The sequence below is a fragment of the Pseudomonas sp. P4_C1 genome (assembly GCF_056402155.1).
Genome location: NZ_JBFUHY010000059.1, coordinates 18,083 through 31,510, shown reverse-complemented (window position 1 = coordinate 31,510; position 13,428 = coordinate 18,083). Strand labels below are relative to the sequence as shown.

Annotated in this window: 13 protein-coding genes and 1 pseudogene; 8 read left to right on the top strand and 6 right to left on the bottom strand. The window is 57.5% G+C overall.

What is annotated here, in order from left to right:
• Together AC1DU9_RS22835 and AC1DU9_RS22830 are read right to left on the bottom strand one after the other, a co-directional pair.
• On the bottom strand, window positions 1-2,640 hold a 2,640-nt coding region (locus AC1DU9_RS22835; protein WP_477810820.1), incomplete at its 3' end, for a beta strand repeat-containing protein.
• 89 nt (window positions 2,641-2,729) lie between these two features.
• Window positions 2,730-3,017, bottom strand: coding sequence for a PilZ domain-containing protein (locus tag AC1DU9_RS22830; protein WP_223463378.1), 288 nt, complete (start codon window positions 3,015-3,017; stop codon window positions 2,730-2,732).
• Between the two features lie 204 nt (window positions 3,018-3,221).
• On the opposite strand from AC1DU9_RS22830, the gene AC1DU9_RS22825 reads away from it, so the two are divergent.
• From AC1DU9_RS22825 to AC1DU9_RS22815, 3 genes are all read left to right on the top strand, one after another.
• Window positions 3,222-3,887, top strand: coding sequence for a LuxR C-terminal-related transcriptional regulator (locus AC1DU9_RS22825; protein ID WP_223463377.1), 666 nt, complete (start codon window positions 3,222-3,224; stop codon window positions 3,885-3,887).
• 139 nt (window positions 3,888-4,026) lie between these two features.
• Window positions 4,027-4,479, top strand: coding sequence for a thiol-disulfide oxidoreductase DCC family protein (locus AC1DU9_RS22820; RefSeq protein ID WP_223463376.1), 453 nt, complete (start codon window positions 4,027-4,029; stop codon window positions 4,477-4,479).
• A 291-nt stretch (window positions 4,480-4,770) separates the two neighbouring features.
• Window positions 4,771-5,511, top strand: coding sequence for an NAD-dependent epimerase/dehydratase family protein (locus AC1DU9_RS22815; RefSeq protein ID WP_223463375.1), 741 nt, complete (start codon window positions 4,771-4,773; stop codon window positions 5,509-5,511).
• A 359-nt stretch (window positions 5,512-5,870) separates the two neighbouring features.
• Here the strand turns inward: AC1DU9_RS22815 and AC1DU9_RS22810 are convergent, their stop codons facing one another.
• Window positions 5,871-6,902 (bottom strand): IS110 family RNA-guided transposase, encoded by a 1,032-nt coding sequence (locus AC1DU9_RS22810; protein WP_223463374.1) that lies wholly within the window; start codon window positions 6,900-6,902, stop codon window positions 5,871-5,873.
• A gap of 197 nt (window positions 6,903-7,099) precedes the next feature.
• On the opposite strand from AC1DU9_RS22810, the gene AC1DU9_RS22805 reads away from it, so the two are divergent.
• From AC1DU9_RS22805 to AC1DU9_RS22785, 5 genes are all read left to right on the top strand, one after another.
• Window positions 7,100-7,669, top strand: a complete 570-nt coding sequence (locus tag AC1DU9_RS22805; protein WP_223463373.1) for a DJ-1/PfpI family protein — start codon at window positions 7,100-7,102, stop codon at window positions 7,667-7,669.
• Between the two features lie 662 nt (window positions 7,670-8,331).
• On the top strand, window positions 8,332-9,183 hold the full coding sequence (locus AC1DU9_RS22800) for an Nmad3 family putative nucleotide modification protein (protein ID WP_223463371.1): 852 nt from the start codon (window positions 8,332-8,334) through the stop codon (window positions 9,181-9,183).
• A 366-nt stretch (window positions 9,184-9,549) separates the two neighbouring features.
• A complete protein-coding gene (locus tag AC1DU9_RS22795; protein ID WP_477810819.1) occupies window positions 9,550-9,828 on the top strand; it encodes a DUF2790 domain-containing protein in 279 nt (92 codons plus the stop codon).
• A 277-nt stretch (window positions 9,829-10,105) separates the two neighbouring features.
• Window positions 10,106-10,759, top strand: a complete 654-nt coding sequence (locus AC1DU9_RS22790; RefSeq protein WP_477810818.1) for a hypothetical protein — start codon at window positions 10,106-10,108, stop codon at window positions 10,757-10,759.
• Between the two features lie 80 nt (window positions 10,760-10,839).
• The gene (locus tag AC1DU9_RS22785) at window positions 10,840-11,046 is read left to right on the top strand and encodes a co-regulatory protein PtrA N-terminal domain-containing protein (RefSeq protein ID WP_223462581.1); all 207 of its coding nucleotides are present in this window, start codon (window positions 10,840-10,842) and stop codon (window positions 11,044-11,046) included.
• A gap of 182 nt (window positions 11,047-11,228) precedes the next feature.
• On the opposite strand, the pseudogene AC1DU9_RS22780 reads toward AC1DU9_RS22785, so the two are convergent.
• From AC1DU9_RS22780 to AC1DU9_RS22770, 3 genes and pseudogenes are all read right to left on the bottom strand, one after another.
• Window positions 11,229-11,495: pseudogene (locus AC1DU9_RS22780) on the bottom strand (TonB-dependent receptor); the annotation flags it as partial.
• 18 nt (window positions 11,496-11,513) lie between these two features.
• Complete coding sequence (locus AC1DU9_RS22775; protein ID WP_223447925.1) at window positions 11,514-11,696, bottom strand: hypothetical protein; 183 nt, start codon at window positions 11,694-11,696, stop codon at window positions 11,514-11,516.
• 379 nt (window positions 11,697-12,075) lie between these two features.
• Window positions 12,076-13,356, bottom strand: a complete 1,281-nt coding sequence (locus tag AC1DU9_RS22770) for a haloacid dehalogenase-like hydrolase (protein ID WP_477810817.1) — start codon at window positions 13,354-13,356, stop codon at window positions 12,076-12,078.
• Between the last annotated feature and the right edge of the window lie 72 nt (window positions 13,357-13,428).

Below are 13,428 nucleotides of genomic sequence, written 5' to 3'. Positions count from 1 at the left end.
CGCCCCGCTTTCGATTTCTGCCGCCGTCACCGTCGGCGCGTCGTTGCTGCCGGTCAGGGTGATGGTCACGTCCTTGCTCACCGTCGCCCCAAAGTCGTCGGTCAGCGTCACCGTGAACACTTCGGTCTTGGTCTGACCTTCGGACAGGTACTGCGCCGCGCTGTTGTTCAGCGTATAGCTCCAGCCCACGCTGCCCACCGCGTCGCCGGTACTCTCGTCGCTCACACTGGCCACCAGCGTCCCCAGCGCATTGGCCGGCGCGCTCACGCTGGCCACATGGGCGTGATCGGCCAGGTCCACGTCGCCGAAGGCGAAGCTGCCGCTGGTCACCGTGGTGCCGTCTTCGGTCAGCGCCCCGCTTTCGACCTCGGCCGCCGTCACCGTCGGCTGGTCGTTGGTGCCGGTGATGGTGATGGTCACGGCCTTGGTCACCGTCGCCCCGACGTCGTCGGTCAGCGTCACCGTGAACACTTCGGTCTTGGTCTGGCCCTCGGCCAGGTACTGCGCCGCGCTGTTGTTCAGCGTATAGGTCCAGCCCACGCTGCCCACCGYGTCGCCGGTGCTCTCATCGCTCACACTGGCCACCAGCGTCCCCAGCGCMYYGGMCGGCGCGCTCACGCTGGCCACATGGGCGTGATCGGCCAGGTCCACGTCGCCGAAGGCGAAGCTACCGCTGGTCACCGTGGTGCCGTCTTCGGTCASCGCCCCGCTTTCGATTTCTGCCGCCGTCACCGTCGGCGCGTCGTTGCTGCCGGTCAGGGTGATGGTCACGTCCTTGCTCACCGTCGCCCCAAAGTCGTCGGTCAGCGTCACCGTGAACACTTCGGTCTTGGTCTGGCCTTCGGCCAGGTACTGCGCCGCGCTGTTGTTCAGCGTATAGCTCCAGCCCACGCTGCCCMCCGCGTCGCCGGTGCTCTCGTCGCTCACACTGGCCACCAGCGTCCCCAGCGCATTGGCCGGCGCGCTCACGCTGGCCACATGGGCGTGATCGGCCAGGTCCACGTCGCCGAAGGCGAAGCTGCCGCTGGCCACCGTGGTACCGTCTTCGATCACCGCCCCGCTTTCGATTTCTGCCGCCGTCACCGTCGGCGCGTCATTGGTGCCGGTCAGGGTGATTGTCACGGCCTTGGTCACCGCCGCCCCGAAGTCGTCGGTCAGCGTCACCGTGAACACTTCGGTCTTGGTCTGGCCTTCGGCCAGGTACTGCGCCGCGCTGTTGTTCAGCGTATAGCTCCAGCCCACGCTGCCCACCGCGTCGCCGGTGCTCTCGTCGCTGACACTGGCCACCAGCGTCCCCAGCGCCCCGGCCGGCGCGCTGACACTGGCCACATGGGCGTGATCGGCCAGGTCCACGTCGCCGAAGGCGAAGCTGCCGCCGGCCACCGTGGTGCCGTCTTCGATCACMGCCCCGCTTTCGATTTCTGCCGCCGTCACCGTCGGCGCATCATTGGTCCCGGTCAGGGTGATGGTCACGGCCTTGCTCACCGTCGCCCCAAAGTCATCGGTCAGCGTCACCGTGAACACTTCGGTCTTGGTCTGGCCYTCGGCCAGGTTCTGCGCCGCGCTGTTGTTCAGCGTATAGCTCCAGCCCACGCTGCCCACCGCGTCGCCGGTGCTCTCATCGCTCACACTGGCCACCAGCGTACCCAGCGCATTGGCCGGCGCGCTCACGCTGGCCACATGGGTGTGATCGGCCAGGTCCACGTCGCCGAAGGCGAAGCTGCCGCTGGTCATCGTGGTGCCGTCTTCGGTCACCGCCCCGCTTTCGACCTCGGCCGCCGTCACCGTCGGCTGGTCGTTGGTGCCGGTGATGGTGATGGTCACATTCTGCGTTACCGACGAACCATGACCGTCGCTGATGGTGACAAGGTAAGTTTCAGTGACTGTCTGTCCCTGGGCCAGGTACTGCGCCGCCGCATTGCTCAGGTTGTACGTCCATTGCACCGAACCGTTGGCCGCGTTCGCGGCTTCGCTTACCGGCGAGAGCACGAACGTACCAAGATGAGTAGCGTTGCCCCCCGCCGGCGCGAACGTCGCCATGTGCGTGTCACTCAGGTCGACGTCGTTAAAGACAATCGTGCCGCTGGCCGTCAGCGAGTCGGTCGCGCTCGCCGTGGTGTCGGCGTCTTCGGTCACCGTGCCGGCCTGCCCTCCGATGCTGAGCATCACACCATCATTCACGCCCGAAAACTGCACGGTAGCAGTGGCCCAACTGAGCGTTCCGTTGCCAAGACGAATCGCATAGGTAAAGCTGTCCGTCAGGAGTTCACCAGTGGCGAGCGCCTGGAGTTGTTCCTTGAACGCAGACGAGAAAGTAGCGGCGTCGTAGCCGACCTTGCCGTCCGAGGTGATCCAGATCCTTGCACCATTCAAACTGGTGTCAGAACTCGTCGCCTCAGCCCTCGCCGTATCCTGGGTCAGGAGGTCGGCCGGAGCATAAACCTTGGTGACAGTAGAAAGACTGTCCGCGTTGTCGAGTGACCAGAGTGTCTTCGCGTTGCCACCGAGGTCATTGGACATGACGTCCCAATACACGACCCCCAGCAGATTTTCAGTGGTGCTGAAGATGTCATCCTTCGCCTGCGGCGTGTTGGAAAACGAGGTAACGGTTCCGCCGCTTGTAGTTGTAGTGCTCGCCATGTCTTTCTCCCAAGAATGTCACCCTGAGCAAAAAAACGCCGTGGGCCGCTAACAGCCACTAGCCGTTTCTTCCTCAACCCACGAAAACCTCATTCCACCGGCACCAGCCGGCTGGCCAGCAGCTTCACGCCCGCCCCGGTCCTGCCGCCTTGTGGCTCAATGCGCACAATTTGTCCTTGAGCCTTGAACTTCATGGGGCCGCCGGGAGTGTCGAGTTCGATCTCGAAGTCAATCAAGCTACCCACCTGCAGCTCACTATCGGTTTCGAAATACAAACCGGAGGCGCTGATGTCACGGGTGACACCGTGGCTCCCGTCGGTCAGTTGCAGCGACAGGGTGACTTGTTCACGGGGCTCAACTCGGTATGTGCCTTTCATGGTTGCAGTCTAAAAACGACCGCTGCTTTCTACATGAGCGCGCTATCCCTTTTTTTCTGGGAGTCAATCAGCCATGAAAACAGGGCTTTACGGGACAAATGTCATGGGAGGGGGTGCCTGAAGCGCTATAGAAAAAAGCTACAGGCTGCAACGATTGCTATCATGATCAGCTAACACAACCCGTCTAAAGAGGCAGCGACCCGCATGCCAATTCAAGTCCTGTTAGTAGCACTACCGCTCGTGGCCTGGGGTCTTGAGCGTCTGGTGGAAAGCGCTCAACCGAGATTGATGCTGGCGGGTTCGGTGTCGTCGGTGGCGGAATACCTGCTTTCGCTGCACCAATACACACCAGATGTGGTGGTACTGGACCTGGACAGCGAGGACTGTATCGAGTCGCTGGCCGACTTGCACAGCCAGACCAAAGCCAGGATTCTGGTAGTGACAGGATCGAGCGACGTGGCGCTGCATGACAGTGCGGTGCTGGCGGGCGCACGTGGCGTGGTGGACAAGCGGGAGTCGGCCTCCGCATCGACATTGCTCAAAGCCATAGAAAAAGTGCATGACGGCGAACTCTGGATTGACCGCAATGCGACCAGCCGTATCTTCCTTGAACTGGCGCGCAAGAAAGCCGAGCGCGATATAGACCCGGAGCAACACAAAATCGCCAAGCTGACGCGCCGCGAGCAGCAAACCATCGCCTCGCTGGCCAGCGACCCCTCAGCCCCTGGCAAGTTGGTGGCCGAGAAGTTGCACATCAGCGAGCACACGCTGCGCAACCATTTAACATCGATCTACAGCAAGCTGGGCCTGACGAACCGCGTAGATCTGTACGCCTACGCACACAAGCATGGCCTTTCCACAGTCGATTGAGGACTGCGGCAATACGCCTTCTGCTTACACAGAATTCAGTTGTGTCGCATCGACCGGTTGAATCCACAGCCAAATGCAGACTTTAACGCTGGCACGCGGTTATGATCCGGGATAACCAGGCTCCCTTGGACCTACGCTTATGCCAGCCTCACAAATCCGCCCCTCACCCGCGCCACTGCTCAAACCAGGAGAGACGGTGGTCCTGTTCGACGGCGTCTGCAAGCTGTGCAATGGCTGGGTGAGGTTCTTGATTCGCCATGACCGCCAGCGTCGAGTGCGGTTGGCGGCGGTTCAGTCACCCGAGGGGCAGGCTCTGCTCGCGTGGGCAGGTTTGCCCATGGATCAATTCGACACCATGGCGGTGATCCGCGACCGACACTACTGGGACCGTTCGGATGCATTTTTCGAAGTCATCGCCCAGTTTTCCGCACTCTGGCGCCCCGTGAACCTGTTGCGCATCTTCCCTCGCAAACTTCGAAATTGGGCGTACGACCGCATTGCGCTTAATCGTTATCGGCTCTTCGGGAAATACGACACGTGCCTGTTGCCGGAGCCTGATCATGAACAGCGCTTTTTGAAAGCGCCCCTATGAACGCCCTCACACGCATTAACCGGATCACCCGTTCCAATCTGGCATCACCGCCAAATGGCTGCAAACGATGCTAGCGAAGTTTGCCTGGCCAGCTACCACCATCACCCTGAATACCCTTCAACTATCCCCTGACTGACCGGCTGCTTTCGGCTGTGGATTCAACCGGTGGTGAAAGGCAACAATCGGCCAGCAGCGGACTTTAGAATTGATGCTTGTCACCCTTATTGGAGGTTGTAAACGGTCCACAAGGCTGGGAGGCTATAGTGAGGTTTACCATAAGGACATGCTGAAATGAGAACACGAAAAATTTTAGTCACCGGTGCTGCGGGCCAGATCGGCAGCGCTTTTTGGACAGCGCAAGGCGATAAGTCAGATTTGCGTTTAGCCGATATAGACGTTTCAAAACTTCCGGACTCGGCACAACGTTTCTCTCTCGACATCAGGGATCAAGCCAGTTGCCTTGAAGCTTGCGAAGGCATACATACCGTGATTCATCTAGCTGCTGACCCTAACCCAGACGCCGATTTCATGACCTCCCTGCTTCCTGTGAATATTGTGGGGACCTACAACATGCTATTCGCCGCAAGGGCTCAAGGCTGCAAGCGCTTCATATTTGCGAGCAGTGCCCAGACTATTGAAGGTTATCCAAAAGATGTCCAGATACATGAATGTATGGCACCTAAACCAGGCAATCTTTACGGGGTCAGCAAAGTGTTTGGGGAAGCTCTCGCTTCGATGTATGCAAACGATGGTCACATGACAACAATCGCAGTCCGTATTGCAAACGTAGCCAAGTTTCACCAAGGGGAGAGCCACAGTCCCAGGGACGTAGCTGCTTTTATCAGTTTTAAGGATGTTGTCGCACTACTTAGAAATTGCGTTGAGGCCGAACTGAGCGGATTCCACGTTATCCATGGGGTCTCAGACAACAGGTATAAGCGCCTTTCTATTGATAAGACCAGAAAAGTTGTTGGATACGCCCCCCTTGATGATGGGTTTGAGATTCTGGAAGGAAACGCTCAATCTAATTGAACATGAGTAATACGTTAAGAACGACTAACTGATCCGACAGAAGTTGGCCGTATTTTGTCGGAGCCACTCTGATGATTTTCGAGAGACCGTATATGGACTCCTCCTCGTTGGGAAGCTTCCTTCGCTTTGGCGCCCGTGCCGACTGCACACGTATATTCGGCCTCTGGATACAGCATCGTTTCGATGCAGGGCCATGATGGGCTATTCGCGCGCCGGCTCCCAATCGCTTCTACGTGCTTTACGCACCTGGACACTTGAGGGTTTTGCCAACGCCGGTTCGACCGGTTTGCCATCGTTCGGGTTGCTTCGCAATCTGGGTAGACGGTTTGTTTACTCGTTAGACTTGTCGGTTTGGTAGATCAGGCCGCAGCCCGATCCGGTTGGTAATCAGTGTCGTTGCGCAACATCGCCCAAGCCATGCGTGCGGTTTTGTTCGCGAGTGCGATAGCGGCCACATTGGGATGTGAGCGCTCGGCTAAGCGGACGACCCACTGGCTAAGTCGATCGTCTTTGGACTTGGCTGTGCGCAGTGCCGACCGCGCACCGTGGACCATCAACGTTCGGAGATAAGCATCCCCACGTTTGCTGATGCCAAGCAGTCGATCCTTGCCGCCAGAACTGTGTTGCTTTGGCGTCAGCCCTAGCGAGGCGGCCAACTGTCGGCCATTGGCAAACTGTCGGGCATCACCGATGGCAGCAATAAGTGCGGTGGCGATCATCGGGCCGACGCCGCGCAGTTGCTGCAAACGGATGGCAGTCGGCTCGCTTGCCGCGATTGCAGATATTTCGCTGTCGAGTTGGCCAACACGTTCATCCAATGCGCGAAGGTCATCCCACAAGCCATTCAGCAGACGACGAAAGCGTGCCGTCAAACCGTTATCTGCATCTTCTAGCCAGCACGGTATTGCGCGACGCAGCATCAGTAATTCCTTCGGAGCAACGAGGCCGTACTCGGCGATCAACCCACGAATCTGATTGGCTTTGGCCGTCCGCTGTTCGATTAAGCTGGCCCGGATGCGATGCGTCGCCTGGATATCCTGTTGTTCGATGGTCTTGACGGCGACGAAGCGCATGCTGGGGCGGCTCATGGCTTCGCAGATCGCCTCGGCATCGTTGGCGTCGTTCTTGTTGCTCTTGACGTACGGTTTGACGAACTGCGGCGCGATCAGCTTCACCCGAAATCCGCGTGCTTGTAGTTGCCGCGCCCAATGATGTGCACCGCCACAACTTTCCATGCCGATCTCACAGCCGGGTTCGATCTTTTCCAGCACCGTTTGCAGCCAGCGATCACGAGGTAAACGCTGCCGCCAGATGGGTAGCTCATGACAATCCACGCCGTGGATCTGAAACACGTTCTTGGCCAGGTCGACCCCAATGCGCATAAGCTTCATGTGTGGACTCCTTCTCACCGTTGACTGTGGTTCGCACTTTCAGTCTGGCACTCAAGATGCCGAAGTGAGGAGGAGTCCATCCCACCGCTTCTGGCCGATTTATGCCTGTCGAGCAGGGCAGATTTCGACCCAAAGCAGCCCTTGATGTATGTTTGTTGTCGCCATGTGTTATTGGCATTCATGGAGGATTCGGACTGATGGCACGCGTGGGATTGATACTGACACCCGGTTTTGCGGACTGGGAATATGCTTTCATTGCTGGAACTGCGTCCCCGTTTTACGGGATCGACGTGAGGTTTTTCGCTTCTGCTACGGGGCAGTTCCGCTCGCAGGGTGGATTGGCTGTAACTGTCGATAGCAGTTTGCAACAATGTCTGGACTGGAAACCGGACGTTGTTGTCGTCATTGGAGGAATGGTCTGGGAACGTGCAGAAGCACCGGATATTCGAGACTTTCTTCATGCTAGTCGTTCAAGTGGAGCGACAATTGCCGGTATCTGCGGGGGAACGCTGGCACTTGCGAGGGCCGGGCTTCTCGACACGGTTGCTCATACCTCGAACAGCGCTGACTTCTTACAACAAAATGCCGTAGGTTATGAAGGGCGCACTCTTTATCGAAGCAGTCCAGTAGCTGTGGTTGCAGACCGCATCATAACCGCTCCAGGCCCTGCACCCGTTAGCTTCACCTGCGCAGTGTTCGAAGCTGCCGGGCTATCTTCAGAGATCATTTCTCAGTTCAGGTCAATGTTGGCAGCGGAACATCGGTGACCGCTTCGTCCCACAAAACAGCCGATCAGGTAATGCGTTCGAGTGGAAGCCTTTGGCCGATTCTATTGAAAAGTCGGCCATGGTTTGCGTATTGGAAAAGTACGCGTCCGAGGTTGAAATCTTTACTTTTGGCAGAGACTTCCGGACTCGGATTTCACGTAGCAGCGTGCAAAAAAGGCGTTATCACCAGTCAATGATCAGGCCGTTTGGGCAGAGCGACTTTTTCAGCAGAATCGGCCGATTTCTGACGGTTGACTGGCTAATTCAGAGATGAGCACGATCAGCGTATTAGCGGCGGTGCGGCTCTTATCGCTCGACCGGTATGATTTCTTCTGCCAGGACTTTCTTCGAAGATTTTCGCTGACTCATGTAAATGCACCCCAGTTCAAGGCGCTTMTTATCAGATGGTAGTAGTGCAAGAATTTACCCGGAAATGCCACCGCTGCGAGTACAGTCAGGACTGGGATGAGGTTCATGAATATCGAGACTCGTGGCGCACCCAGGTGAGCTATAGCGGTCATCCAAGCAATAGGTGCAATCACTGAATCGGCAATAGCCGGTTAGAGAAGGACTACGCTCAAACCCTTGGCGGCGCTCAGCATCGACGGTGAACTAATCACCTCGGACCACAACTTCAAGCGGCTCCTCACCACTGGCGGCTTATGAAACTCGTACTCTCCCGCAAAGGTTTCGACTCCTCCGCCGGCGGAGTCCCTAGCCCGCTACTGGAGGGGCGACCAATCTCGCTCCCCATCCCCACACGTATGCCGACGCCCATCACCTTCGGCGACCTGACCGAACCGATCCCGACACTTATCGAACAGCTCACCCGAGGCCGATACACGAGAGCAACACCTTGCCACCTCGATCCAGATCTTGATCCCCGCGTGCGCCCTCGCGCGCCTGGATGGCGCGGCGCACTCGGTCAGCTTGCCGCAGCTCAAAGTCATCTCGCCGGGCAAGGTGTCGGCGTCGGCGATTTGTTCCTCTTCTGGGGTCTGTTCCGGCCGGTGACGCAAATCCAGGGCCGCTGGTCATACGAGGGGCAACGCGAACATCGCGTATATGGGTGGCTGCAAATCGGGGAGGTCTTATCTCTGGGTGTCGATGGAACGCACGCGGCTGAACGCTACCCTTGGCTCGAAGAACACCCACACACCAGGGCCGGCTGGAAGGAAAACAACACGCTTTACATTGCTGCCGACCGTCTGATGCTGGACGGTCGCATAGCCCGGCAGCCGGGCTTCGGCCTGTTCAAGACAGGCTTTCGACTGACCGAGAGTCATGCGCTGCGCCCGTCCATTTGGTCGGTACCTGACTGGTTGAACTCAGCGCGCGGCGGAGTCGGCCTGACCTATCACCCATCGCAGCGCTGGTCGTCGTCCGGGACTCTGGAAGCCACCGCACGTGGTCAGGAATTCGTCGCAGACATCACGAATCGTGCCGATGCGCTCGCGTGGCTCGATCAGCTCTTTGCGCAGGAGGCATGTCGATGCGAGTCCACACCTATGTGATCGCCGCGGACGCGGGTTCCGCGCCAAACTACGATCCGCCGGCCGTTACGCTGTCTGTAATCGGCCAATACCCGACATTTCCCCCGGGCTCGATAGCTGGCATTTTCGGTCCACGTACTGTCACAACCACCGCACGAAAAATCCGTCATGACATGTCATGACCTCCWKMAAAAWCGGACTTTGCCCAGCAAATACGGGGTTTAAAGGACGAAYGGTCGAGAGGCGTCAAGCGCGGGGAATTGCCGGGAGWTTGCAGCCACTACAGGCTTTTCAGGCAGGCACGTTCGTCGCGGTGAGGTGAACTTCACTCTCATCACGTGTCACATTAGGTCCTTGTCAAGTGAACTACAGAAGAGGTAAAGCCTTATGAGCATCGCCACAATTGTCAGTGCCGTGATTTCCAGTCTCGCACCCAGTGTCTTCGASCAGAACAGCCTGCAAGAMCCCGGCGCGCATSTCTCCGCCGTCGACTACCACTACGGAATGGAARTCGATGTGAAACGGGTACTGCAGCGCACCGATACCTCCGACAAGACCGGCATGGTGCCGGTGACCCTGGTCTACGAAGACAGCGAGGGCGAGATTCACAAGCTTCGTTTCCTCGAATGGGGTGGAAGCCCCGCCGACCCCACCAGCATTGCCTGATCCGCTCGCCGATAGAGTTCCGGGCCTCGCCTGCGCCTCAGAAGCGGATGTTAAACCTCATAGGCACCCAGTGCGGATGATGTTTGTTGTTACCTGAATATTAAAATAATCGAATGATTAAAAGTTCATTCGTGAAAATCACTATTATCTTGGCCGCGTAATGCCGCAAGATTAACTAATCGTAATGGCTGAATCTTGACTGCCATCAGCAACGGCAAACTCCAATTATGCCGTGCCGGGAGCCAAGTTGATTCACTATTACAACAAAGAGGTCACCATGGAACTTAGTATGTTTTCTTCGTCCACCGTGGAATATGTGCGTTTGGGCGTTGTATATTTTCATCTTATCGCCTGCTGCGTGGCAATCGGGCTGGTTTTGACCAGTGACATTGCAATGGTCAAGCAACTCCTGAAGGGAGATGCATCAGGTCACCATGATGACGCGCACATGGACAGTCTTCAAAAAACCGTATCGCTTGCACTTGTCTGGCTCTGGATTACGGGCATTGCTATTGTCGGGATCGATTATTCCGGCAAGGGGATGGAGTATTTCCTCAATCCAAAGTTACAAGCCAAAATCGGCATCGTTGTGCTGCTGACCATTAACGGCTTCGTGTTGCATGGCGCTGTATTGCCGGCGCTGAAAAAAGCCGGTTCGTTACTGAAACTCTCCTTCAGCCTGCGCATGCTGGCGCTGTTCTCGGGGGCGTTCTCTGGCGTGTCGTGGTTCTATGCCGCCATGCTGGGTGTGGGTCGTCCGCTGGCCTGGAAGTACTCGCTGGTGGAGTTGCTGGCAGCCTATCCGGTGCTCATCGTCGGTGGGTTCGCGATGATGGTACTGCTCACCGTCTGGGCCAAAAACAAAGACACCGAAGCACGCATGGAGCAAGGCACCAGGACTCCAGGAAACGCCGCCCTGGCTGGCTGGTGAATCCAGGTTGAACAAGGAAGTTCGACGCTAGCCAATGAATCTCGCTTTAACTGTTAAAAGTCTCACTTGAGGATACCCAAATGAAATCCATGAAAGTTCTCTTCGTAGTTGCCACGCTGACCGCCTCTTCTCTGGCGATGGCCACAGGTGGCGGTGACCGGACCTTCGCACGCATGGAGTCGGCCCGCAAAGTCTCGATGGAAACCTACCAGGTTGCCCAGAAACACAAGGCTGAAGCCTCTGTAGCTCAAAGCAAAGCCAAGGCAGCCGATCGCAGCAACAGCTGATCCGTGTAGCGCGTCCCCGGGCCGACAGAAATGTGCAGCCCCCCCTCAAAAGCAGCACCCAAGGTGCTGCTTTTGCTTGTTTAACACAAATCCCGCTTACACAAAATCCAGTGTGTTGAATCCACAGTCGTAAGCAGCCTTTCACGAAGGGCTGCTTTGGGGCCTGTTCTTCAGGTCTGTGCTCAGAAGCGATAGTTGGTGCTCAGCTCCAGCGTCCGTGGGGCACCGGGCGTGATCAGGTCCACCGAACCATGCGCCGAAGCGTAATAGTCCTTGTCGAAGACATTGCGCAGCCGCAGGGCCATGTCCCATTTCGGCTGGTTGTACAACAGCGCGGCGTCCACTGCCGTGTAAGCCGGCATGACCACATTGTTATCCAGCGCGGTATAGCGATCATCGACATAGTTGGCCCCCATGCCCACACGCCAGGTTTGCGTCAGCGAACGCACGCACCTGAGGATCACGCGTTATTTTGTATTGTCCTTGGGTGTGCAGATGGTGTTGATCTGGAACTGCACCCCTTCAAGTGATGCCTTGATCTGATCGGCTGCGTGCTGACACGCCTCCATATTCTTGTACTCAGCATGGTCGACCGCTCGAAAGGGCTGTGGGCCACTTGTACCAAGAATGATCCAGAGAATGAAGTTCATGATGCCTCCGACACTTCAGGTAGATGATGGAGTCTAGCAGTGGATTGATGACCGGGGCATAGAGCGCATTTGGAGTCGATACTTCAACTGGAGAATGGTGAGCCTCATGTAGGACGTGTATGACGAATATTATCGGTTATGACCGGCCGCTATGGGTCGATTTTTGCCACTCACCGAAGGGCAAATCGGCCAAAAGCGGCCTGTGGGGCGCGCCTCGAAAACCTGGGGCAACTCACAATTTTGACTCGATACTACTTACTGACTCACTCGGGCCGGCAGCGGTACCGATCTTCCGACGCAGAATCATCATTCCCGCAGATACAAGGCGAGTTGCACTGCGGCTCGCGGATGGCCGCCGGCCACCCGCGAGCCAGTGCCATCAAGCCAGCAGCTTAAGCTCGTCTTTACCGTACTTGAGTGATTTCTCGTCTGGAATCATCAGGCCGGTGTGCTCGTCGCGCCCCTGCAGGACGAAGCGGGCGTCCGGCTTGCCCAGTTGGGTAGCGGCCTGCTGGCTGTCGGCGCCGATCTCGCCCTTCTTCATGCGGTTGACGATCACCCCCACCGCCGTATCGTTGAAGTCGCGCAGCATCCAGGCATCGCCATCGCTGTCGCCAGCCACCAACACCGGGCCATAGCCCTTCTGTTTAACCAGCACGTTCTTGATGCCGACGGTCTTGCCCGGACCGTAATTGAAGTGCCAGTCTGGCTGATAGCGAGTGGTGTACGTGCCGTCTTCCATCGCCATGCGCAGGCCGATCACGTTCTCAGGCGGCACGCCGTATCCGTAATGAGGATTGCCCGCGAACACGCGTACCACATCGTCGATCGAGGCGGTGCTGACATAGACGTCGATGCCGTTGGCGCGCAGCGCGTGCATCAGACCGCGAATTTCCTCATGGATACGAATGCCATGGAAGTGGGTATCGGCCACCACCCCGGCCCTGCCCGGCAATGTGCGCGAACTCTCGTACTTGACCTTGCGCAGCGCGTCGCCGATGGCGTAGTTGTTGGAAGCCTCGGCCATCGCCTGCAACTCAGCCGTGGTCATGTTCTTGTAGAAATACAGAATCCACTTGTAGCCGATCTCCACCGGGTAACTTTCGCAGATCGCGTCGTACATGAAGTAGAGCTTGGCGAGAAAATCCTTGTACTGCTCGCTGGCCTGGATCTCTTCCAGGCTCTTGTCGCCAGCGAGCCCCTTGTAGTTGGCGTGCAACCAGCGGTAATCCGCTTCCACATCGCTGGCGATGTCTTCCATCTTGACCGGCTTGCCGTCCACCGTGGTGTAGTCCTTCATGAACGCGCCGTTCGGTACGTCCTGACGCACCACAGCAGCGAACTCATCAGGCGTCAGCTTGTACAGCAAATGATTGATCTGGTAGACCAGCAGCGCTTCTTCACAGTCGTTCATGATGCAGGTGTTGTCCCAGTCGAACACCGCGTATGGGCGCTGGTCAGCACGGTAGGACGCGCTTTTGACGCCGTGCTCATCGATCACCGCTTGCAGACGCTTTTGGTTAAGCGGCGACCAGCGCGCTGGGTCCAGCGCACTCGGTGTGGCCGCAGGCGTGGCGGCTTGCGTTATACGGGATGACAACAACAGCGGTGAGACGACGGAAACGGTGGCGAGGGTGTTCAGAAACTGGCGACGCTGCATGGCATAGCTCCTACTTCTAGACGAGAGGTTACAACCGAGGCGATGGCGAAAGCGTGTTTCGAAATACGGACG